The sequence below is a fragment of the Nocardioides ginsengisegetis genome (assembly GCF_014138045.1).
GTDB classification, from domain to species: domain Bacteria; phylum Actinomycetota; class Actinomycetes; order Propionibacteriales; family Nocardioidaceae; genus Nocardioides; species Nocardioides ginsengisegetis.
Genome location: NZ_JACGXA010000001.1, coordinates 2,942,515 through 2,963,394 on the forward strand (window position 1 = coordinate 2,942,515; position 20,880 = coordinate 2,963,394).

Below are 20,880 nucleotides of genomic sequence, written 5' to 3' on the forward strand. Positions count from 1 at the left end.
TGTGCCCTAATCTCGCGGCCATGGCCCTCGAGACCTCTCCCCAGGCACCCGCCCCGGTGCGGCAGGTCGCCAACGCGATCGCCGGCTGGGTCGACCGCCTCGGGCCGATCTGGGTCGAGGGGCAGATCGCACAGGTCAGCCGCCGGCCGGGCATGCAGACGGTCTTCATGACGCTGCGCGACGCGGTCGCCGACATCTCGATCCCGGTCACGTGCTCGCGGATGCTCTTCGACGGCCTCAACCCGCCGCTGGTGGAGGGCGCGAGCGTGGTCGTGCACGCCAAGCCGTCCTACTACGCCAACCGCGGCACGCTCTCCCTGCAGGCCCGCGAGATCCGGATGGTCGGCCTCGGCGAGCTGCTCGCCCGCCTCGAGCGGCGCCGCCAGCTGCTGGCCGCCGAGGGCCTCTTCGCCGCGGAGCTCAAGCGGAGCCTCCCCTTCCTGCCCGGCTGCGTCGGGCTCGTCACCGCACCCAACTCCGCGGCCGAGCGCGACGTCCAGGAGATCGCCCGCCGCCGCTGGCCGGCCGTCGGCTTCGACGTGGCGTACGCCGCGATGCAGGGCCCCCGCGCCGCGGCCGAGGTGATCGAGGCGCTCCAGCGGCTCGACCGCAAGCCCGAGGTCGAGGTGATCGTCATCGCCCGCGGCGGCGGCTCGGTCGAGGACCTGCTGCCCTTCTCCGACGAGGCGCTGATCCGGGCCGTCCACGCCGTCCGCACGCCCGTCGTGTCGGCGATCGGCCACGAGCCGGACACCCCGCTCCTCGACCTGGTCGCCGACGTGCGGGCCGCCACCCCCACCGACGCCGCCAAGATGGTCGTGCCCGACGTCGCCGAGGAGCTCCGCAACGTCCGGGCCGCCCGCGACCGGATCCGCGCCTCCGTCACCGGCTGGCTCGCGCGGGAGCAGGCCGGCCTCGACGCGCTCCGCTCGCGCCCCGCCCTGGCCGACCCTCGCAACCTGCTCACCGCCCGCGAGGAGGAGGTCGACGCGCTGCTCGCCCGCGCGCGTCGGACCCTCCGGCACGCCCTGGACCGGGCCGGCGACGACATCCACCACCAGCGCGCCCGGGCCCGGGCGCTCTCACCGCTGGCCACCCTCCAGCGCGGCTACGCCGTCCTCCAGGACGCCGACGGCCACGTCGTCACCTCGGTCGACGCGGTCGCCGCGAAGGCGAAGGTCACCGTCCGGGTGGCCGACGGCCGCATCCATGCCACCACCACCGCCATCGAGCGCGAGGAGTCCTGATGAGCCCGAAGACCACCCCGTCCGAGACGGAGCCCGAGCTGTCCTACGAGGCGGCCCGCGAGGAGCTCATCGACGTCGTACGCCGCCTCGAGGTGGGCGGCACGACGCTGGAGGAGTCGCTGGCGCTGTGGGAGCGCGGCGAGAAGCTCGCCACGGTGTGCCAGGACTGGCTCGACGGCGCGCGCAAGCGACTCGACGCCGCGGCCGGCGACGAGGACTGAGTCAGCCCTTCACGGGCTTGGTCGTCAGGGAGGCGACGACGGTCCTGAGCTCCTCCGGCGACGCCGAGCCGTAGACCAGCACCGAGATCCGGCCGACCTCCGCGGCGTACGCGTGGTCACCACCGCTGTCGGTGAACGACTCCCACGTCGACCCGACGTCGCTGGTGATCGACACGTCCTTGCCCTGCGTGGGGTCGGCGTCGACGTAGCGCTGGACGAGCTCCTGGATCGAGGCGTCCTCCTGGTGGAGGCCGACGAACAGCCCGTCGGACGTGCTCATCGCCAGGTCCAGGACCGGCCGGTCGCCGGGCAGGAACGTGCGGTCCTTGACGTACCAGCCGGAGGGCAGGCTCGCCGGGTAGACCGGCTTGACCCCGGACTGCTGGATCTCGCCGACCAGCGCGAGGTAGTCGATGTGCTCGGGCTCGTAGCTCGGCGTCGTGCGAAACGCGCCGCGGAAGACGACGACACCCCCCACGACCAGGAGCAGCACGAGGATCGCCCCGATCAGGCCGCCGGTGGACCGCTGGTAGCGACCGGGCCGACCGGTGCCTGACGCTTCGCTCACGACCCCATTTCAACAGGTGCCCTAGATTGCGCCCGTGCCGCCCCTCGCCGACCTCGTCCCGATCGCGGCGCTCCTGGTCCTGCTGGCCACGGCCTACCGGCACCCCTCGGGACGCGTCGAGGCGCTGATCGCGGTGGCCATGTCCGCGGTCACGCTGGCGAGCGGGACGCTGTCGCTCGACGAGGCGTGGGCAACCGTGTGCTACCTCGGACCGGTGGTGGCGTTCCTGGCCACGATCCTCGTCGTGGCCGACGTCTGTGCCCGGGCCGGGCTCTTCCGCGCCGCCGCCCAGGTCGTCCGCGACGGCAGCCGCGGGCGCAGCGTGCGCCTGCTCGGCGGCGTCTTCGTGCTGGCCGCCGCGGTGACGGCCGTGCTGAGCCTCGATGCGACCGTCGTGCTGCTCACCCCGGTCGTGGTCGGCGCTGCGGCGGGCCTGGGCACCTCGACCCGGCCGGGTGCCTATGCATGCCTGCGGATGGCCAACTCGGCCTCCCTGCTGCTGCCGGTCTCCAACCTGACCAACCTGCTGGCGATGCCGCACCTCGGCCTCACCTTCGGCGGCTTCGCCCTGGTCATGGCGCCGGTGCTGGCGGCCGTCCTGGTCGTGGAGTACGCCGTCCTCCGCATCGCCTTCCGCCGGGACCTCGCAGCCCGCCCGGCCCCGCACGAGGGCTCCGCGCCGAGCCACGACGTGGCGCTGCCGCGGGTCCCGCTCGTCGTGGTCGCCCTGATGCTGGTCGGCTTCGCGGCCCTGTCGCCACTGGGCGTCGAGCCGTTCTGGGTGTCCGGCGTCGCTGCCGTCGTGCTGGCGCTGTGGGCCCGCCGGTCCGGCCTGCAGACCGTCCGGGACGCCGTGCACGCCGCCCACCCGTCGTTCGCGCTCTTCGTGCTCGGCCTCGGGGTCGTCGTCGCGGCGCTCTCGAGCGGGTTCCTCGGCGACCGGGTGGCCGACCTGCTGCCCGACTCCACGTCGTACGGCGCCCTCCTGGTCATCGCCGTGGTCGCCACGGTGCTCGCCAACCTGCTCACCAACCTGTCGGCCACGCTGCTGGTCGTGCCGCTCCTGGCGCCGCTGGGCGCGCCGGCCGTGCTGGCTGCGCTGCTCGGCCTGAACATCGGCTCCGGCCTGACCTACACCGGCTCGCTGGCCAACCTGCTGTGGCGCCGGGCCCTGGTGCGGCTCGGGGAGCCGCCGAGCCTGGGCGAGTTCCACCGGCTCTCGCTGGTCGCCACGCCGCTGACCCTCGTGGCCGCCGTGAGCATGCTGGCCCTGGTCACCTGACGCGCAGTTGCGGACCACATGGTCCGATCGAGCCGCAGATGCGGCATGATTCGCGCATGACCACCTACCGGGTTGCGGAAGCAGCCGAGCTGCTCGGCGTCAGCGACGACACCGTCCGTCGCTGGGTCGACGCCGGCCGGCTGCCGACCGACACCGTCGAGGGCAGGACGGTGATCCCGGGGGTCGACCTGGCCGCCCTGGCCGAGTCCCTGGCCGACCACCCCGACCGCGAGCGCACCCGCGCCTCGGCCGTCAGCGCCCGCAACCGGCTGTCCGGGATCGTCACCCGCGTCGTGAAGGACACCGTCATGGCCCAGGTCGAGATGATCTGCGGCCCCTACCGGATGGTCTCGCTGATGAGCACCGAGGCCGCCGACGAGCTCGGCCTCGAGCCCGGGGTGCGAGCCATCGCCTCCGTCAAGTCAACCAACGTCGTCGTGGAGCGCCCGTGAAGAAGCACATCGCCGCCCTGTCCCTCCTCACCCTGCTCGCGCCGCTCGCGGCGTGCGGCGGCAACGACAGCGGGGACACCACGATCACCGTGCTCGCCGCGTCGTCGCTCACCGAGACCTTCACCCAGCTGGCCGACCAGTTCGAGAAGGACCACCCGGGCGTGACGGTCAAGCTCAGCTTCGACTCCAGCGCGACCCTCGCCCAGCAGGCCGTCGACGGCGCGCCCGGCGACGTCCTGGCGACCGCCGACACCGGCACCATGGACACCGCCCGGGACGCGCTCGCGAGCGACCCGAAGGTCTTCGCCACCAACACGATGGTGCTGGTCACCCCCGCCGACAACCCGGCCGGCATCACCGGCTTCCAGGACATCGAACAGGGCGGCGTCACCTACGTCGTGTGCGTGCCGACCGCCCCCTGCGGCAAGGTCGCGGCCGCCCTCCTCGACGACAACGGCGTGCAGGCGAAGCCCGCGAGCCAGGAGGTCGACGTCAAGTCGGTGCTGGCCAAGGTCACCAGCGACGAGGCCGACGCCGGATTCGTCTACACCACCGACGCCCAGGCCGCCCGCGACGCCGTCGAGACGTTCGAGATCCCCCAGTCGGCCGACGAGCCCACGTCCTACCCGATCGCCACGCTCGACCAGTCGAAGGAGTCCGACCTCGCCCAGCAGTTCGTCGACCTGGTGACGTCCGCCGACGGGCAGGCCGTCTTCACCGCGGCCGGCTTCGGGACCCCGTGACGACCCCGTGACCAGGTCCGCCCGTCCGCTCGGACGCCCGCCCCTCGTCCTGGTCGTCCCGGGCACGGTGGCGGCCGCCCTGCTGGTGCTGCCGCTCATCACCCTCGTCCTGGACACCCCGTGGGGCAGCTTCTGGGACGAGGTCCGCACCCAGGCGGTCCGCGACGCCCTGCGGATCACCGCGCTCGCCTCGGCGGTCACGGTCGTCGCGTGCCTGGTCCTCGGCACGCCGCTGGCCTGGCTGCTCGCCCGCGTCGACTTCCCCGGGCGGAGCGTGCTGCGGGCGGCGGTCGCCGTACCCCTCGTGCTGCCGCCGGTCGTGGCCGGCGTGGCGCTGGTGACCGCCCTGGGCCGCCACGGCGTGGTCGGCGCGCTGCTCCGCGACGCCGGGCTGACCATCCCCTACACGACGACGGCGGTCGTCATCGCGCACACGTTCGTCTCGATGCCGTTCTACGTCCTCAGCGTCGAGGGCGCGCTCCGCGCGGGCGGCGAGCAGTACGACGTCGTCGCGGCGACCCTGGGCGCCGACCGGTGGACGACCTTCCGCCGGGTCACGCTGCCGCTCGCGATGCCGGGCGTGATGGCCGGCGCGATGCTGGCCTGGGCGCGGTCGCTGGGCGAGTTCGGGGCCACCATCACCTTCGCCGGCAACTACCCCGGCACCACCCAGACCATGCCGTCACTGATCTACGGCGCCCTCCAGGCCGACCCGCAGGTCGCGCGCACGCTGAGCATGGTGCTGCTCGTCGTGTCGCTGGCGATCCTCGCCGCCCTCCGCAACCGATGGCTGACGACACCATGACCGCCGGGCTCTCGGCCACCGTCCGCGTCGACGGCCGCCTCGACGCGACCATCACCGCCGACGCCGGTGACGTGGTCGCCGTGATCGGGCCCAACGGCGCCGGCAAGACCACGCTCCTGCGCGCCCTTGCCGGCCTCGTCCCCGCCGCCGGCCAGGTCTCCGTCGGCGGCCGGTCGTGGACGTCGCCCCCGGTGCTCGTGCGCGACCGCAACCTCGGCTTCGTCTTCCAGGACCAGTCGCTCTTCCCCCACCTGAGCGCGCTCGACAACGTCGCGTTCGGCCTCCGCTCGCGCGGCACCTCGCGGGCCGAGGCGGACGCGACAGCCCGCGCGTGGCTGGAGCGGTTCGGCGTGGGCGACCTCGCGGCCCGCAGGCCGCGGGAGCTGTCGGGGGGCCAGGCCCAGCGCGTCGCGATCGCCCGCGCGCTGGCCCCCGCACCCGACCTGCTGCTGCTCGACGAGCCGTTCGCCGGGCTCGACGTCGGCGTCGCGACCGCGCTGCGCATCGAGCTGGCCCGCCACCTCGCGTCGTACGACGGAGTGGCGCTCCTCGTCACCCACGACGCGATCGACGCCCTCACGCTCGCCGACCGCGTGCTCGTCCTCGACGAGGGTGTGGTCGCCCAGACCGGCGCCCCGCGCGACGTGGCCGCCCGTCCGGTCACCGACCACGTGGCACGGCTGGTCGGCCTCAACGTGATCCGCGAGGGCGAGACGTTCCGCTCGTTCAGCCCGAGCGCGGTGACGGTCTCCCTCGGCCAGCCCGAGGGCTCGGCGCGTCACCGCTGGCACGGCGCGGTGCTCGGCCTGGCCCCGCACGGCGACGCCGTACGCGTCCTGGTCGCGGCCGACCGCGAGCTGATCGCCGACGTGACACCCGCGGCCGCGGCGGAGCTCGGGCTCGCACCGGGGCGCGAGGTCTGGCTGTCGGTCAAGCAGACGGCCGTGGAGACGTGGTCGCGCGATCCGGCGTGACCGTTACCATCACGCCATGACCGAGAGCCGCAGTCCGTCCTCCTCCGCTCCCGACCGCAACCTGGCCCTCGAGCTGGTCCGCGTCACCGAGGCCGCCGCCATGGCCGCCGGCCGCTGGGTCGGACGGGGCGACAAGAACGGCGCCGACGCCGTGGCCGTCAACGCGATGCGCGTGATGATCTCCAGCATCGGCATGGACGGCGTGGTCGTGATCGGCGAGGGCGAGAAGGACAACGCCCCGATGCTCTACAACGGTGAGCGGGTCGGCGACGGCACCGGTCCCGAGTGCGACGTCGCGGTCGACCCGATCGACGGCACCACCCTGACTGCCAAGGGCATGAGCAACGCCGTGGCCGTCCTCGCCGTCGCGCCGCGCGGCTCGATGTACGACCCCTCCGCCGTGTTCTACATGGAGAAGCTGGTGACCGGCCCGGAGGCGGCCGACGTGGTCGACATCCGCAACTCGGTCGCCGAGAACATCCACCAGGTCGCGAAGGCCAAGGGCTCGAGCCCCTCCGACGTGACCGTGGTGCTGCTCGACCGGCCCCGCCACCAGCACCTGGCCGAGGAGATCCGCGCCACCGGTGCCCGGATCAAGTTCATCGTCGACGGCGACGTGGCCGGCGCCATCTCCGCGGCCCGTCCCGACAGCGGCGTCGACCTGCTGCTCGGCATCGGCGGCACCCCCGAGGGGATCATCGCCGCCTGCGCCATGAAGAGCCTCGGCGGCGTGATCCAGGGCCGCCTGTGGCCGCAGGACGACACCGAGCGGCAGAAGGCCCTCGACGCCGGGCACAACCTCGACCCCGACTTCGTGCTCTCGACCGACGACCTCGTCACCGGCGACGACTGCTTCTTCGTGGCCACCGGCATCACCGACGGCGACCTGATGCGCGGGGTGCGCTACCGCGCGGGCGGCTGCACCACCGAGTCCCTGGTGATGCGCTCGCGCAGCGGCACGATCCGCAAGATCAGCTCCGAGCACCAGCTCTCGAAGCTACGCAGTTTCGCTGCGATCGACTTCGAGGGCTGAGCCCAGCGCCTGCCGCCGCAGCGCGGTGGTGACGTGGTCGATGACCCGCGGGTCGACCGCCATCCCGACGTGGGAGGCGGTGACCTCGACGGGCACGGCGAGCGGGTCGACGCAGGCCCGCCAGTCGACGATGCCGTCGCGGCGGCTGTAGATCGCGGTGAAGCCGACCCCCAGCGGGACCGGTGACCGGCTCTCGTCGAAGCTCTGGCGCGCGCACGACCCGGCGACGCACTCCTCCGACATGAGCCCGGGCACCCCGGCCCGGCTGAGCCGGACGAGGACGTCGAGGCTCGCGGTCAGCGAGATGTGGTGGGCGGCCGGGGCCAGCATCGGGCTGCCGAGGGTGACGATCCCGGACACGAGGTCGGGACGGCGTACGGCGAGCCCGCGCGCGAGCATCCCGCCCAGGCTGTGCCCGACGATCTGGACGCGGGTCCCCCGGCGGATCACGATCGACTCCAGCCGGGACTCGAGCTGGGCCGCGGCGTTGAGCGTGCAGCCGATGTTGGCGTGGATGTGGGACCGGTAGGTCCGGAAGCCCTGGGCCCTCAGCGAGCGGTGCATCAGGCTGAGCGTGCCGTCGCCGGCCATGAAGCCCGGCACCAGGATCACCGGATCGCTGACGCGGGAGCTCGCGCGGGCGGCGTAGGGCGTGGCCCGGCGGGTGCGGGCGTCCCCCACGGCCCGGAGGGCGAAGCGGCCGGCCTCGGTCACCAGGCTGCCCTCGCGGAGGACCGCAGCCGGGTGTGGCCTCTCGAACCCCTCGGGGCGGAGGAAGCTGGCCAGTGTGGAGGACCTCACATGCCCACGGTACGGCCGAGAACCGCCGAATCCTCGTCAATGACGGACAGATCACGTCCGTTTCCTCACTATTTGATTGACTTGAGGTATGCCTCCGCGTGTGTCCGACGAGCTGCTCGCCCCGCTGCCGTCCGGGATCGAGCTCTGCTACCAGACCTTCGGCGACCCGTCGGGTCGTCCGCTGCTGCTCGTGATGGGGCTCGGCGGGCCGATGAACTGGTGGGACTCCGACCTGTGCCGGATGCTCGCCGAGGCGGGGTTCTACGTCATCCGCTACGACAACCGCGACACCGGCCGGTCCAGCCGGATCGGTGTGCGGGTCAAGCGGTCCACGATCGTCCGGGCCTTCACGGGAGGTCGCGTGCGGGCGCCGTACAGCATCCCGGACCTGGCCGACGACGCCTTCGGGCTGCTCGACCACCTCGGCCTCGAGGCCGCCCACGTGGTGGGCGTGTCGATGGGCGGGATGATCGCCCAGACCATGGCGATCACCCAGCAGCGGCGGGTGCTGAGCCTGACGAGCATCATGTCCACCACCGGCAAGCGCAGCGTCGGGTGGCAGCACCCATCACTGCTGCCGACCCTGATCGGGTCCCGCGGGCCGGGGCTGGAGAACTACGTCCGGTCCAGCCGCCGGGTGTGGCGACTGATCGGCTCGCCGGGCTACCCGCAGAGCGACGCCGAGCTCCGGGCCAAGGCCGAGGAGACGTTCGCACGGGGCGTCTCGGCCAGCGGCGTGATGCGCCAGATGCTGGCCGTCCTGACCCAGCCCAACCGGTCGCTGCGCCTGCGCGCACTGCGCGTGCCGACCCTGGTGATCCACGGGCTGGACGACAAGATGGTGCACGTCTCCGGTGGCCGCGCGACTGCCGCGGCCATCCCGGGGGCCGAGCTGCTGCTCATCCCCGGGATGGGCCACGACATGCCGCCGGCGCTCTTCGAGAGCTACGTCCAGGCGATCTCCCGCACGGCCGACCGGGCGCGGGTCACTCGCTGAGGCGTGCCCCCGTGTCCGTGTCGAAGACGTGCACGTGGTGCGGGTCGGTGGTCACGTAGAGGGTGTCGCCCTTGTGCACCGTGTCGCGGGCGCTGACCCGGACGATGATGTTGTTGGGCGTGCCCTCCACCCCACTGGTGCCATAGACGAACGCGTCCGCGCCGAGCTCCTCCACGACCGTCACCCGCACCGGCAGGCCACCCTCGTCGCTGCCGACCTGGCGCCACGCCTCGGGGCGCACCCCGACGGTGATGTTCTTGGTCAGCCGCTGCGCAGCGGCCGGGTCGACCGGGACCGTGAACTCCCCGATCCGCGCCTTGCCACCGTCGTTGTGGGCCTCCAGCAGATTCATCTGCGGCGAGCCGATGAACCCGGCCACGAACAGGTTGGCCGGCCGGTCGTAGAGACCCAGCGGGGTGTCGACCTGCATCAGCTCACCCAGCTTCATCACCGCCACCCGGTCACCCATCGTCATCGCCTCGACCTGGTCGTGGGTGACATAGACCGTGGTCACACCCAGGTCGGCCTGCAGCTTGGCGATGTCGGTGCGGGTCTGGACCCGCATCTTCGCGTCCAGGTTGGACAGCGGCTCGTCCATGCAGAACACCTGCGGGTTGCGCACGATCGCGCGCCCCATCGCGACCCGCTGGCGCTGGCCACCCGAGAGCGCCTTCGGCTTGCGCTCGAGGTACTCCTCCAGGCCCAGGATCTTGGCCGCCTCGGCCACCCGCTTGTTGCGCTCCTCGGTCGGGACCTTGGCCATCTTCAACGCGAACGCCATGTTGTCGGCCACGCTCATGTGCGGGTACAGCGCGTAGTTCTGGAACACCATCGCGATGTCCCGGTCCTTCGGCGGGGTCTTGGTGACATCGCGGTCACCGATGAAGATCTTGCCCGCGTTGACCTCCTCCAGCCCCGCCAGCATCCGCAGCGAGGTGGACTTGCCACACCCCGACGGACCGACGAGCACCATGAACTCGCCGTCGTTGATCTCCAGGTCCAGGCCGGGCACCGCGGGCTTGTCCGCCCCGGGATACCAGCGCTGCGCCTTCTCGAAAGTCACTGTTGCCATGTTGGTTCTTCTCCTTCACCGGCAGGTACGTGCCGGACGATCCGTAGTGAAGTGACGCGCCTCACACTAGGGGTTGGCGCGGGATGGGCCTAGGCCCGTCTCGACAGCGGGCACCTCCCGTCCTGACGGGTCATCCGCGCGCCCCGACGGCGGGGCTGCGCACCGAGCCGCCCGGCGCGAGCGGCATCGGCAGCCGAACGGTCCCGACGTCGGCCCAGCCGGGGTCGACCAGGGCCTGCACGGCGCGGGCACCGAGCTCGTTGAAGGGCAGCGCCACCGACACCACCCGCGGACGCAGCCAGGTGGCCAGCTCGCTGCCGTCGAAGGAGACGACCGAGACGTCGCGGGGCACGTGGAGGCCGTTGCCCGCCAGGGCCTGGTAGGTGCCCATGGCGATCCGGTCGTTGAGGCACAGCAGCCCGGCGGGTCGCGCGCCCCGGCGCAGCCAGGCGTCGACGGCGTCGTAGGCGTCCTCCACACCCCAGTGGCACGGGACGACGCTGGTCACGCTGCGGCCGGCCTCGGCCAGCCGCGCCCGGATGCCCTCCAGCCGGCCCGGACCGGCCAGGGCGTTGGGCGTCGGGTCCTCGCCGATCACGTGGATCTCGCCCGTGACGCCGGCGTCGAGGAGCACCCCGGCGGCGGTCCGGCCGCCGGCGTACTCGTCGGGGAGCACCGCGGGGATGTTGGTCGTCGGATCGACGCAGTTGAGCAGGACGGTGCGCAGCCGCTTGAGCTCGGCCGGCACCCGCACCTCGAGGCTCGTCAGCGTCGCGTAGACGATGCCGTCGACCTGCCGGTCGAGCATCTCCTCGATCAGCAGGTGCTCCAGCGCGGGGTCACCCTGGGTCTCGCCGATGACGAGCAGGTGCTCGCTCGCGCGGGCCGCGGCGCTCGCACCGGCGAGCATCTGGCTGGCGAAGTGACCGCTCGCGACGAAGTCGGAGATCACCCCGAAGGTGCTGGTGGTCCGGGTGCGAAGACTGCGGGCGTTGCGGTTGGGCCGGTAGCCGAGGTGGGCCACCGCTTCGCGCACCCGGCGCTCGGCATCGGCGGAGATCCGCATCTCCGCCGACCTCCCGTTGAGGATGTACGACGCGGTCGTGGTCGAGACGCCGGCCCGCTCGGCGACGTCGGTCAGCGTCACCTTCTTCGTCGTCACCATCCCGCCCCCTCTTCCCGTCCGCGTTTCAAATCGTTGCTTGACAGTGACGTGCGCCACAGAACATGATCCTGCTGATTCGATTCAGCATGTGTCGGGGGTCACAGTAGCCCCGCTGGCACCCTCCGAGTCAACCAAGTGCCACTCGCCGTCAAACCTGAGGAGAAACGATGCGAGTACGAGGTCGTACCGCCCTGATGGCGGCCGTTGCCGCCGCGTCCATGTCCCTCACCGTCACCGCATGCGGTGGCGGTGGGAGCTCGTCCGACAGCAAGACCGTCACCATCTGGAGCAGCGTCGACCAGCCCGTCCAGGACGGCCTGCTCAAGGCTCTGGAGGCCAAGATCAAGGCCGGCGGGGACGACATCACGATCAAGTGGGAGAAGGTTGAGAACATCAACCAGCTGATCATCACGAAGATCCAGTCGGGCGACACCCCCGACATCGCACTCGTACCGCAGCCGGGCGTGGTCTCGCAGATGAACCAGCTCGGCGCCGTCAAGGCCCTCGACGACGCCGTGGACATGAGCTCGCTGCAGTCGAGCATGATGCCCGGCACGCTCGAGTCCGGGACGATCGACGGCAAGCTCTACGGCCTGCTCGTCAGCGCCAACGTCAAGGGCCTGGTCTTCTACAACAAGAAGGACTGGGACAAGAAGGGCTACGACGCGTCCACGGTCACCGACTTCGCCAGCCTCGAGGCGCTGGCCGACAAGATGAAGTCCAAGGGCGACACCCCGTGGTGCTTCGGCATCGAGTCCGACACCGCCACCGGCTGGCCTGCCACCGACTGGCTCGAGACGCTGGTCATGAAGCAGTCCGGCGCCGACGTCTACAACCAGTGGGTCTCCCACGACATCGCCTTCGACGACGCTGCGGTCAAGTCTGCGGGCCAGGAGATGGAGAAGCTCCTCTTCGGCGACGGCAGCGTGCTCGGCGGCATCAAGTCGGCCACCAGCACCAACTTCGGTGAGGCGGGCACGCCCATGTTCGACAGCCCGTCCAAGTGCGAGATGCTCGTCCAGGGCTCCTTCATCACCGGCTTCTTCCCGAAGCCCGTGGTCGCCGACCTCGACGCCAACGTCGGTGTCTTCGGCTTCCCGCCCGCCACCGCCGGTGGCGAGAACCCCGTCGAGGGTGGTGGCGACCTGCTCACCATGCTCAACGACAGCGCCAACGTGAAGAAGGTCGTGGGCTACCTGTCGGAGACCGACATCGGCAACGACGCGGCCCCGAACAGCTCGTTCTTCTCGCCGCACAAGGACTTCGACACCAGCCTCTACCCCAACCAGGTCACCAAGGACGAGGCCGACTACGCCTACAACGCCTCGACGTTCCTCTTCGACGGGTCGGACTCCATGCCCGCCGAGGTCGGCACGGGCTCCTTCTGGAAGGAGATGACCGCGTGGATCAGCGGTGACGAGGACCTGGACACGGCCCTGAAGAACATCCAGGACAGCTGGCCCAGCTAGCCGTCCGGGCCCGAGCAGCACCCGGGGGCGCGGGCAACCACCGCCCGCGCCCCCGGTGCACTCGGGTTCTCCGTCGTCCCTCAACCCCGTCACGACCCAAGGAGGTCGGCACACCATGGGCGGTAAAGCGGTCATTGCCCTGTTGACGGTCATCGCCGGTATCGGCGGCGCGATCATCGTCTTCTGGTTGCTCAACAAGCTTGCGGAGATCCTGCCAGGCAGGTGGGAGGACCGGATCAAGCCCTACCTCTACATCCTCCCGGCCTTCGGCGCGATCGTGCTCTACCTCGTCTACCCGGCGGTGCTGACGGTCATCAACAGCTTCAAGGACAACTTCAGCCGCGAGTACGTCGGCTTCAAGAACTACAGCGCCCTGTTCCAGGACCACAACTTCCGGGACACGCTGTTCAACACCGTCCTGTGGATCCTGATCGTCCCGGCGATCACCGTCATCCTCGGCCTGCTGGTCGCGGTCCTCGCCGACCGCCTCAAGCCGACCGGCGAGAAGGTCACCAAGACCGTCATCTTCCTGCCGATGGCGATCAGCATGATCGGCGCGGCGACCATCTGGCGCTTCGTCTACGTCTCCAACCCCAAGGGCACGGCCCAGACCGGACTGCTCAACGCCTTCGTCGGCACCCTGGGCTCCGACCCCGTCCAGTGGCTGCAGAAGCAGAACTTCCACCTCAACAGCCTGCTGCTGATGGTGATCCTGGTCTGGCTCCAGGTCGGGTTCTCCATGGTGCTGCTCTCCGCGGCGGTCAAGGGCGTCCCCGTCGACACCCTCGAGGCTGCCCGCATCGACGGCGCCAACGAGCGCCAGATCTTCTGGCGGGTCGTGCTCCCGCAGATCAAGGGCACGGTCATCACGGTGTTCATCACCGTGACCATCGGCGTGATGAAGATCTTCGACATCGTCTACGTCAACACCAACGGAAACTTCAACACCAACGTGCTGGGCAACGAGTTCTACAACCAGATCAGCACCTTCATCAACTACGGCAAGGCGTCGGCGATCGTGGTGATCCTCATGGTCGCGGTCGTCCCGATCATGTGGTACCAGGTGCGCAACTTCCGGGCCGAGGAGGCGAACGGATGACCGACACAGCCGCAACTCCCGCCACGGCGACGCCCACGGGGCAGCCGCGCCGGGCCGCCACGCACGTCGACGCCAACCCGGCCAAGGCCGGGTGGTTCGCCAAGATCGTCCTGACCGTCCTGTGCGTGCTCTGGATGGTCCCGATCCTGGGCACCTTCGTCACGTCGTTCCGGACCATCGACGACGTGAACAAGTCCGGGTGGTGGCACTTCTTCACGCCGACCGGGTTCACCGACGCGACGATCGACAACTACCACCACGCCCTGTCCGGCAAGGGCATGGGAGACGCGTTCATCAACAGCCTCGCGATCACCCTGCCGGCGACATTCATCCCGATCCTGGTGGCCGCGGTCGCGGCGTACGCCTTCACGTTCATGGAGTTCAAGGGCCGGGACTTCCTGTTCCTGATGATCGTGAGCCTGCTCGTCGTGCCCAACTACGTCGCGTTCATCCCGATCACCAAGATCTACCGGGACGTCGGCATCAACGGCACGTTCGCGGCGGTGTGGCTGGCCCACATCGGGTTCGGCATGTCGCTGGCGATCTACATCCTGCGCAACTACATGGCGACCCTGCCCAAGACCGTCATCGAGTCGGCGAAGATCGACGGCGCCAGCCACTTCCAGACGTTCTACAAGCTGGTGCTGCCGATGTCGGTGCCCGCGCTCGCGTCGTTCGCGATCTTCCAGTTCCTCTGGGTCTGGAACGACCTGCTCGTGGCCCTGGTGTTCCTCGGCCCCGGCGACAAGGAGCCGGTCACGGTCAACCTGACCCACTTCAAGACCCAGCTCGGACAGGGCTGGGAGCTCACGACCGCCGGCGGCTTCCTCACGATGCTGCTGCCGATCATCGTGTTCCTGGCGCTGCAGCGGTTCTTCGTCCGCGGCCTGACCGCGGGCGCGGTCAAGGGCTGAGCCCAGGACCATCGAGTCACACCTCGAACGCCCGGGCAGCCCACTGCCCGGGCGTTCGCGTTTCCACCCATCCCCCACCCTGCCCCCCACCCTGCCCCCACCCTGCCCAAGGAGTGCGTCCGCATGCTCTTCCCCCTCGGGAACCCCTCCACCCCCGGCCCCCGCACCTGCGTCGAGATCGACACGTCGGGTGAGGGGATGCCGCGCGTGCTGTGGACCGGCCCCGCCGCCGACGGCAGCGCCCGACCCGGCGGGTTCCCCGTCGTGGCCAACGGTCCGGGCATGCCCCTGCTCGGGGAGCAGTCCCACGGCCGCCTGACCCGGCCGCACCTGCGCGGGCACCGGCTCGACCCGGCCGTCGCCTCGGCCGGCCGCTCGTGGACCACCCACTTCGAGCCGGTCTCGGTCGAGGCCGTGGGGGACGTCCTCGCGGTCCACGCCACCGACAAGGACGCCGGCCTCGAGGTCCTGCTGGAGCTCGAGTCGGTCGCCGGCGGCTCCCTGCGCGGCCGCTGCACCGTGACCAACACGGCCACCCACGCCTACGTCGTCGACGGCCTGGAGGTCGTCCTGCCCGTCGAGGACCACCTCGTGGAGGCGCTCGACTTCACCGGCCGTCACGAACGCGAGCGCAGCCCCCAGCGGCACACCGTGACCGACGGCCTCTGGCTGCGCGAGGGCCGCGGCGGACGGCCCGGCCTGGACGCCGCCACGATGGTGGTGCTCGGCACCCCCGGCTTCTCCGGACCGCAGGGGTCGGTGCTCGGCTGCCACGTCGCGTGGAGCGGCAACTACGTGCTCCGCGTCGAGCGGGACGCCGCCACCGGCACCACGATCGGCGGCGGCGAGCTGCTGATGCCCGGTGAGGTCGTGCTGGCCGAGGGCGGCCACTACACCAGCCCGTGGGTGTTCTTCGGCGCCGCCGACGACGGCCTCGACGGGCTGGCCGCCAGCTGGCACACCTGGCAGCGCTCGCTGGCCGCGCACCCCGCGCACCAGCCCGTGGTGCTCAACGTGTGGGAGGCGGTCTTCTTCGACCACGACCTGCACCGGCTCAGCGGCATCGCCGACCGGGCCGCGCGGGTCGGGGTCGAGCGCTTCGTGCTCGACGACGGCTGGTTCCGGCACCGCCGCGACGACACCGCCGGGCTCGGCGACTGGTGGGTCGACGACGCGGTCTGGCCCGACGGGCTCGACCCGCTCATCGACCACGTGCGCGAGCTGGGCATGGAGTTCGGCCTGTGGTTCGAGCCGGAGATGGTCAACCCCGACTCCGACCTGTTCCGCGAGCACCCCGACTGGATCCTGTCCGCCGGGCCGCACCGGGCCCCGCGCGAGCACCGCTACCAGCAGGTGCTCGACCTGACGCGGCCCGAGGTCTTCGACTTCCTGTTCGAGCGGGTGTCCGCGATCCTCTCGGCCCACCCGATCGACTACGTGAAGTGGGACCACAACCGCGACCTCCTGGAGGCCGGCACGGGTCAGCGGGGCGGGGCACCCGCCGCCCACGAGCAGGCCCTGGCCTTCCACCGCCTCCTCGATGCGCTCGCCGAGGCCCACCCCGAGGTGGCCTGGGAGTCCTGCGCGTCCGGCGGCGGCCGGATCGACCTGAGCGTGCTCGAGCGGGTCCAACGGGTGTGGACGTCCGACATGACCGACGCCCTGGCCCGCCAGCAGATCCAGCGCTGGTCGACCCAGCTGGTGGCCCCCGAGTACCTCGGCGCCCACGTCTCCTCCCCCGTCTCGCACACCACCGGCCGCACCCTCGACCTCGACTTCCGGTGCGCCACCGGGCTGTTCGGCGCCTTCGGCATCGAGTGGGACCTCACGCAGGCCTCCGAGGAGGACCTCGACCGGCTGGCCGACTGGATCACCCTGCACCAGCGCCTGCGGCCCCTGCTGCACACGGGCCGCGTCGTGCGTCCCGAGTCCTCCGACCCGGCCGTGCTGCTGCACGGTGTGGTCGCTGCGGACCGCTCCGCCGCCCTGGTCGCCCACGTGCAGCTCGACGAGTCGACCCACAACCGCGGCGTCGCCGTGCGCGTGCCCGGGCTGGACCCGGAGGCGTCGTACCGGCTGTCGTGGGAGGGCCCGGTGACGCTGCGCCACGTCAGCATGTCGGCGGCGCTCCCCCAGGAGGGGCCGACGGCGGGGGTCGAGGTCAGCGGTCAGGTGCTGGTGGCGCGCGGGTTCTGGATGCCGCGCCGGATGCCGCAGACGGTGACGCTGGTGACGGTGGAGCGCACCGGTCAGTGACCGGGGCGCAGGGCCTTCCGGGAGCCGCCGGGGAGGTGCTTGCGCTCGACCGAGACGCCACCCCAGACGGCGATCCCGCGGATCCGGACGGTCGGCGAGGTCTCGTCGAGCTCGGGCGCGACCAGTCCGGACGGACCGGTGTAGCCGCCCATGATGCCGGTGCCCTCGACGACCACGTTGGTGTGCGGGTTGACCAGGATCGAGGCACCGCCCATGAAGGCGTTGACGGTCACGACGACCTCGGATGCCGCGAACTTGGCCTGCCGCATGTCGAGGTTGGCGCCGCCCATCAGGGCGATGACCGTCAGGTGCTGAGGGACCACCCAGACGCCCTTGCGGTCCACGCCGCTCATGATCGCGAGGTGGCGCTCCTGGACCGGCCCGACCACCACCGGTGAGGACACTGTCGACCGCGGCGTGACCTGCGGGCCGTCCTGGTGGGCGGGCAGGTCGAAGGTGATCGGCACGAGGTCGGCGTAGGTCTTCGCGGCGTACGTCGCCTCCAGGCGCTGCTCGAGCTCGTCGAGGTCGATCCGCCCGTCACCGGCCGCCTGGCGCAGCACCTCCGCGACCTGGTGACGCTCCGCGTCGGAGATCCGCATGCGCGCCGGATCGAGCTCTCCTGCCATGCGACACAGCCTAGTTCGGGCTGGTTCGGCGTCTGCGACTAATCTGGCTGTCCGTGAGCACTGAGCCTGAGTTCCGCTACTCCGACCTCCTCCCGACCGGCAAGGACGACACGCCCTACCGGCTCGTGACCACCGAGGGGGTCTCGACCTTCGAGGCAGGGGGCCAGACGTTCCTCCAGGTCTCGCCCGAGGCGATCCAGCGGCTGACCGCCGAGGCGATGCACGACATCAGCCACTACCTGCGGCCGGCCCACCTCGCCCAGCTGCGCAAGATCATCGACGACCCCGAGGCCTCGGGCAACGACCGGTTCGTGGCGCTCGACCTGCTGAAGAACGTCAACATCTCCGCCGGCGGCGTGCTGCCCATGTGCCAGGACACCGGCACCGCGATCGTGATGGGCAAGAAGTCCGAGGGCGTGCTCACCGGCGCCGACGACGGCGAGGCGATCAGCCGCGGCGTCTACGACGCCTACACCAAGCTCAACCTGCGCTACTCCCAGCTCGCGCCGCTCACGACGTACGAGGAGAAGAACACCGGCACCAACCTGCCGGCGCAGATCGAGCTCTACTCGACGCCCAGCAAGGACGGGAAGCCCGAGTACAAGTTCCTCTTCATGGCCAAGGGCGGCGGCTCGGCCAACAAGTCGTTCCTCTACCAGGAGACCAAGGCCGTCCTGAACCCCGAGCGGATGCTGACGTTCCTCGACGAGAAGATCCGCTCCCTCGGCACGGCCGCCTGCCCGCCGTACCACCTCGCGGTCGTCATCGGCGGCACGTCGGCGGAGTTCGCGCTCAAGACCGCGAAGTACGCCTCGGCGCACTACCTCGACAACCTGCCGACCGAGGGGTCGATGTCGGCCCACGGCTTCCGCGACCTCGAGCTGGAGGAGAAGGTCTTCGAGCTCACGCAGTCCTTCGGGATCGGCGCGCAGTTCGGCGGGAAGTACTTCTGCCACGACGTCCGCGTCGTCCGGCTCCCCCGCCACGGCGCCTCGTGCCCGGTCGCGATCGCGGTGTCGTGCTCGGCCGACCGCCAGGCGCTGGGCAAGATCACCGCCGAGGGCGTCTTCCTCGAGCAGCTCGAGACCGACCCGGCGCACTACATGCCCGACGCCGGCGTCTCCGACGAGATCGCGGCCGGCGAGGTCGTGAAGATCGACCTCACCCAGCCGATGTCGGAGATCCTCGCGACGCTCTCGCAGCACCCCGTGAAGACCCGGCTCTCGCTGACCGGCCCGCTCGTCGTGGCCCGCGACATCGCGCACGCCAAGATCAAGGAGCGCCTCGACGCCGGCGAGGACATGCCGCAGTACCTCAAGGACCACCCGGTCTACTACGCCGGCCCGGCCAAGACGCCCGAGGGCCACGCGTCCGGCTCGTTCGGCCCGACCACCGCCGGCCGGATGGACTCCTACGTCGAGCAGTTCCAGGCCGCGGGCGGCTCGATGGTGATGCTGGCCAAGGGCAACCGCTCCAAGCAGGTCACCGAGGCGTGCCACGCGCACGGCGGCTTCTACCTCGGCTCGATCGGCGGCCCGGCCGCGCGCCTGGCCCAGGACTGCATCAAGTCCGTGTCGGTCCTCGAGTACGAGGAGCTCGGCATGGAGGCCGTCTGGAAGATCGAGGTCGAGGACTTCCCCGCCTTCATCGTCGTCGACGACAAGGGCAACGACTTCTTCACCGATCCCTCCGGCGCCGTCAACATCCCCATCTCGGGCATCCGGGTCCGGTCCGCGGAGTAGGCGCGAGAGGGCACTCCGCGGCACTCCCACAAGCGTGAGGGGGCACTCCGCGCCACTCCCGCGCGGGAGTGGTGCCTCCGATCGCCCTCTCGGGGCCCCCTGACTGCCCAGGAGTGCCTTCTCGGCGAGGATGGGGGCATGGAGTACGTCGAGATCGCCCGTGCCGAGTCCGAGCGTGGCGAGCTGGTGCTCCGCGAGCGCCGTGAGGAGGGCGCCCCGACCTCGCTGGAGCTGCGCGCCAACGGCGTCTTCGTGATGGACACCGTCGAGACGAGCAGCGAGCGGGCCCTGGCGACGGCGGCGCTGGCGCTGGTCGAGGACCCGCGGGCGGTCGTCGTGGGCGGGCTGGGGCTCGGCTACACGATGCACGAGGTGCTGGCCGACTCCCGCGTGGAGAAGTGCGCGGTCGTCGAGATCGAGCAGTCGCTCGTCGACTGGATGCGTGACGGCACGGTCCCCCACGGCCCCACGCTGCTGGCCGACCAGCGGGTCGTGCTCGTGGTCGCGGACGTGGCGGCGGCGATCGCCGAGGCTCCCGACGACAGCTACGACCTGGTGCTGCTCGACGTCGACAACGGCCCGGGCTACCTCGTCCACGACAGCAACGCGGCGGTCTACCGCGCCCCGTTCCTGGAGCACGTGCGGCGGGTGCTGCGACCGGGCGGCGTCCTGGTCATCTGGTCGGCGGACCGGTCCGAGGATCTCGAGGCCGCGCTGCGTGAGGTCTTCGGGAACGCCGACACCACGTCGTACGACGTCCTGCTGCAGGAGCGCGACGAGCAGTACTGGCTGCACACCGCCCGCGCCGAGGGCTGAGCCGCCTCAGTCGGAGCCGGGGGCGCTCGCCGGGATCGGGTCGGGCGGCGGCGGAGGCCTGACCTCCTCGTGCGCGCGCTCGCGCACGGCCCGCCGGATCTGCTCGAGGTTGTTGCGCAGCGCGTCGGAGACGAGCTCGTCCATGCGGGGGTCCGCGAGCATCTCGATGAGCACCCGCATCACGGTGTCGGTGACCTCCGAGACCAGCGCCTCGTAGCCCGGGAGCTTGCTCACGAGCCGGGCGTTGGGGTCGTCGCGGAGCTTCTCGGCGACGAGGTCCTTGAGCTCGTCGTGGTTCTCGCGGATCGCGTCGGAGATGTTCTTCGTGTAGTGCCCGGTCTGGATGACCGCCGCCACCTCGTCGAGCACCACGATCGTGAGCGGCCGCTTGAGGACCGTGAGCAGCCGCAGCGAGTGGCTGCCGGCCCACTCGACGAACGACGGACGCTGCATGCCCATCCGGAGCAGGAGGGCACCCACCAGTGCGGCGAGCACCGAGCCGCCCAGCAGCACGCCGAGGACGAGCAGGACGGCACCGATCGGGCTGAGGTCGGCGAACCACTGAGTCACGGGGCCACGCTAGTAGCGTCGTGCC

At 71.1% G+C, this 20,880-nt stretch carries 21 protein-coding genes; 15 read left to right on the forward strand and 6 right to left on the reverse strand.

Annotated elements, in window-relative coordinates:
* The first annotated feature begins 20 nt into the window (after positions 1-20).
* Both xseA and FB382_RS14170 read left to right on the forward strand, forming a co-directional pair.
* On the forward strand, positions 21-1,247 hold the full coding sequence (xseA, locus tag FB382_RS14165) for an exodeoxyribonuclease VII large subunit (protein WP_182540115.1): 1,227 nt from the start codon (positions 21-23) through the stop codon (positions 1,245-1,247).
* On the forward strand, positions 1,247-1,468 hold the full coding sequence (locus FB382_RS14170) for an exodeoxyribonuclease VII small subunit (protein ID WP_182540117.1): 222 nt from the start codon (positions 1,247-1,249) through the stop codon (positions 1,466-1,468). The genes xseA and FB382_RS14170 overlap by 1 nt, the downstream gene beginning before the upstream one ends.
* Before the next feature lies 1 nt (position 1,469).
* Here FB382_RS14170 and FB382_RS14175 read toward each other — a convergent pair whose 3' ends face one another.
* Positions 1,470-2,036: a DUF4245 family protein gene (locus FB382_RS14175; RefSeq protein WP_182540119.1), complete on the reverse strand. Its 567-nt coding sequence runs from the start codon at positions 2,034-2,036 to the stop codon at positions 1,470-1,472.
* A gap of 34 nt (positions 2,037-2,070) precedes the next feature.
* Here FB382_RS14175 and FB382_RS14180 point away from each other — a divergent pair, with 34 nt between their 5' ends.
* From FB382_RS14180 to glpX, 6 genes are read left to right on the forward strand one after another with little or no spacing between them, the layout of a single operon-like run.
* Positions 2,071-3,318, forward strand: a complete 1,248-nt coding sequence (locus FB382_RS14180) for an SLC13 family permease (protein ID WP_182540121.1) — start codon at positions 2,071-2,073, stop codon at positions 3,316-3,318.
* A 56-nt stretch (positions 3,319-3,374) separates the two neighbouring features.
* A complete protein-coding gene (locus tag FB382_RS14185; protein ID WP_182540123.1) occupies positions 3,375-3,770 on the forward strand; it encodes a TOBE domain-containing protein in 396 nt (131 codons plus the stop codon).
* Positions 3,767-4,513, forward strand: coding sequence for a molybdate ABC transporter substrate-binding protein (gene modA, locus FB382_RS14190; RefSeq protein ID WP_182540125.1), 747 nt, complete (start codon positions 3,767-3,769; stop codon positions 4,511-4,513). Before FB382_RS14185 ends, modA begins: the two co-directional genes overlap by 4 nt.
* Before the next feature lie 7 nt (positions 4,514-4,520).
* The gene (locus FB382_RS14195) at positions 4,521-5,318 is read left to right on the forward strand and encodes an ABC transporter permease (protein ID WP_182540128.1); all 798 of its coding nucleotides are present in this window, start codon (positions 4,521-4,523) and stop codon (positions 5,316-5,318) included.
* The gene (locus FB382_RS14200; protein WP_246377189.1) at positions 5,300-6,292 is read left to right on the forward strand and encodes an ABC transporter ATP-binding protein; all 993 of its coding nucleotides are present in this window, start codon (positions 5,300-5,302) and stop codon (positions 6,290-6,292) included. The genes FB382_RS14195 and FB382_RS14200 overlap by 19 nt, the downstream gene beginning before the upstream one ends.
* Positions 6,293-6,308: 16 nt before the next feature.
* Positions 6,309-7,325 (forward strand): class II fructose-bisphosphatase, encoded by a 1,017-nt coding sequence (gene glpX, locus FB382_RS14205; RefSeq protein WP_125038121.1) that lies wholly within the window; start codon positions 6,309-6,311, stop codon positions 7,323-7,325.
* On the opposite strand, the gene FB382_RS22220 is transcribed toward glpX, so the two are convergent.
* A complete protein-coding gene (locus FB382_RS22220) occupies positions 7,290-8,126 on the reverse strand; it encodes an alpha/beta fold hydrolase (RefSeq protein WP_182540129.1) in 837 nt (278 codons plus the stop codon). The two genes, glpX and FB382_RS22220, sit on opposite strands and share 36 nt — an antisense overlap.
* Positions 8,127-8,214: 88 nt before the next feature.
* Here FB382_RS22220 and FB382_RS14215 point away from each other — a divergent pair, with 88 nt between their 5' ends.
* Positions 8,215-9,123 carry an alpha/beta fold hydrolase gene (locus FB382_RS14215; protein WP_182540131.1) on the forward strand — a complete coding sequence of 303 codons (909 nt, stop codon included), beginning with the start codon at positions 8,215-8,217 and terminating at the stop codon, positions 9,121-9,123.
* On the opposite strand, the gene FB382_RS14220 is transcribed toward FB382_RS14215, so the two are convergent.
* Together FB382_RS14220 and FB382_RS14225 are read right to left on the reverse strand one after the other, a co-directional pair.
* A complete protein-coding gene (locus FB382_RS14220; RefSeq protein WP_182540133.1) occupies positions 9,113-10,195 on the reverse strand; it encodes an ABC transporter ATP-binding protein in 1,083 nt (360 codons plus the stop codon). The two genes, FB382_RS14215 and FB382_RS14220, sit on opposite strands and share 11 nt — an antisense overlap.
* 130 nt (positions 10,196-10,325) lie before the next feature.
* A complete protein-coding gene (locus tag FB382_RS14225) occupies positions 10,326-11,357 on the reverse strand; it encodes a LacI family DNA-binding transcriptional regulator (RefSeq protein WP_220481356.1) in 1,032 nt (343 codons plus the stop codon).
* A gap of 170 nt (positions 11,358-11,527) precedes the next feature.
* Between FB382_RS14225 and FB382_RS14230 the strand changes: the two genes are divergently transcribed.
* The 4 genes from FB382_RS14230 to FB382_RS14245 all read left to right on the forward strand — a co-directional run bounded on the left by FB382_RS14230 (position 11,528) and on the right by FB382_RS14245 (position 17,098).
* On the forward strand, positions 11,528-12,829 hold the full coding sequence (locus FB382_RS14230; protein WP_182540135.1) for an ABC transporter substrate-binding protein: 1,302 nt from the start codon (positions 11,528-11,530) through the stop codon (positions 12,827-12,829).
* Between the two features lie 115 nt (positions 12,830-12,944).
* Entirely contained in the window at positions 12,945-13,928 is a 984-nt protein-coding gene (locus FB382_RS14235) for a carbohydrate ABC transporter permease (protein ID WP_182540137.1), read from the forward strand.
* On the forward strand, positions 13,925-14,842 hold the full coding sequence (locus FB382_RS14240) for a carbohydrate ABC transporter permease (protein ID WP_182540140.1): 918 nt from the start codon (positions 13,925-13,927) through the stop codon (positions 14,840-14,842). Before FB382_RS14235 ends, FB382_RS14240 begins: the two co-directional genes overlap by 4 nt.
* Positions 14,843-14,965: 123 nt before the next feature.
* Positions 14,966-17,098, forward strand: a complete 2,133-nt coding sequence (locus FB382_RS14245; RefSeq protein WP_182540142.1) for an alpha-galactosidase — start codon at positions 14,966-14,968, stop codon at positions 17,096-17,098.
* Here the strand turns inward: FB382_RS14245 and FB382_RS14250 are convergent.
* Positions 17,092-17,727, reverse strand: a complete 636-nt coding sequence (locus FB382_RS14250; protein WP_182540144.1) for a DUF1707 SHOCT-like domain-containing protein — start codon at positions 17,725-17,727, stop codon at positions 17,092-17,094. The genes FB382_RS14245 and FB382_RS14250 overlap by 7 nt on opposite strands.
* A 53-nt stretch (positions 17,728-17,780) precedes the next feature.
* Between FB382_RS14250 and FB382_RS14255 the strand changes: the two genes are divergently transcribed.
* Positions 17,781-19,469, forward strand: coding sequence for a FumA C-terminus/TtdB family hydratase beta subunit (locus FB382_RS14255; protein WP_182540146.1), 1,689 nt, complete (start codon positions 17,781-17,783; stop codon positions 19,467-19,469).
* A 138-nt stretch (positions 19,470-19,607) separates the two neighbouring features.
* Positions 19,608-20,285, forward strand: a complete 678-nt coding sequence (locus tag FB382_RS14260) for a spermine/spermidine synthase domain-containing protein (protein WP_182540148.1) — start codon at positions 19,608-19,610, stop codon at positions 20,283-20,285.
* 6 nt (positions 20,286-20,291) lie between these two features.
* Here FB382_RS14260 and FB382_RS14265 read toward each other — a convergent pair whose 3' ends face one another.
* Positions 20,292-20,855, reverse strand: a complete 564-nt coding sequence (locus tag FB382_RS14265; protein ID WP_182540150.1) for a hypothetical protein — start codon at positions 20,853-20,855, stop codon at positions 20,292-20,294.
* Positions 20,856-20,880: the final 25 nt, after the last annotated feature.

Excerpts from the sequence above, each read along its gene's own strand:
- FB382_RS14240 (WP_182540140.1), top strand. The coding sequence starts at position 13,925 with ATGACCGACACAGCCGCAACTCCCGCCACGGCGACGCCCACGGGGCAG.
- FB382_RS14250 (WP_182540144.1), bottom strand. The coding sequence starts at position 17,727 with ATGGCAGGAGAGCTCGATCCGGCGCGCATGCGGATCTCCGACGCGGAG.
- FB382_RS14185 (WP_182540123.1), top strand. The coding sequence starts at position 3,375 with ATGACCACCTACCGGGTTGCGGAAGCAGCCGAGCTGCTCGGCGTCAGC.
- FB382_RS14220 (WP_182540133.1), bottom strand. The coding sequence starts at position 10,195 with ATGGCAACAGTGACTTTCGAGAAGGCGCAGCGCTGGTATCCCGGGGCG.
- xseA (WP_182540115.1), top strand. The coding sequence starts at position 21 with ATGGCCCTCGAGACCTCTCCCCAGGCACCCGCCCCGGTGCGGCAGGTC.
- FB382_RS14245 (WP_182540142.1), top strand. The coding sequence starts at position 14,966 with ATGCTCTTCCCCCTCGGGAACCCCTCCACCCCCGGCCCCCGCACCTGC.
- FB382_RS14230 (WP_182540135.1), top strand. The coding sequence starts at position 11,528 with ATGCGAGTACGAGGTCGTACCGCCCTGATGGCGGCCGTTGCCGCCGCG.
- FB382_RS14235 (WP_182540137.1), top strand. The coding sequence starts at position 12,945 with ATGGGCGGTAAAGCGGTCATTGCCCTGTTGACGGTCATCGCCGGTATC.
- FB382_RS14260 (WP_182540148.1), top strand. The coding sequence starts at position 19,608 with ATGGAGTACGTCGAGATCGCCCGTGCCGAGTCCGAGCGTGGCGAGCTG.
- FB382_RS14170 (WP_182540117.1), top strand. The coding sequence starts at position 1,247 with ATGAGCCCGAAGACCACCCCGTCCGAGACGGAGCCCGAGCTGTCCTAC.
- glpX (WP_125038121.1), top strand. The coding sequence starts at position 6,309 with ATGACCGAGAGCCGCAGTCCGTCCTCCTCCGCTCCCGACCGCAACCTG.
- FB382_RS14200 (WP_246377189.1), top strand. The coding sequence starts at position 5,300 with ATGGCTGACGACACCATGACCGCCGGGCTCTCGGCCACCGTCCGCGTC.
- FB382_RS14215 (WP_182540131.1), top strand. The coding sequence starts at position 8,215 with ATGCCTCCGCGTGTGTCCGACGAGCTGCTCGCCCCGCTGCCGTCCGGG.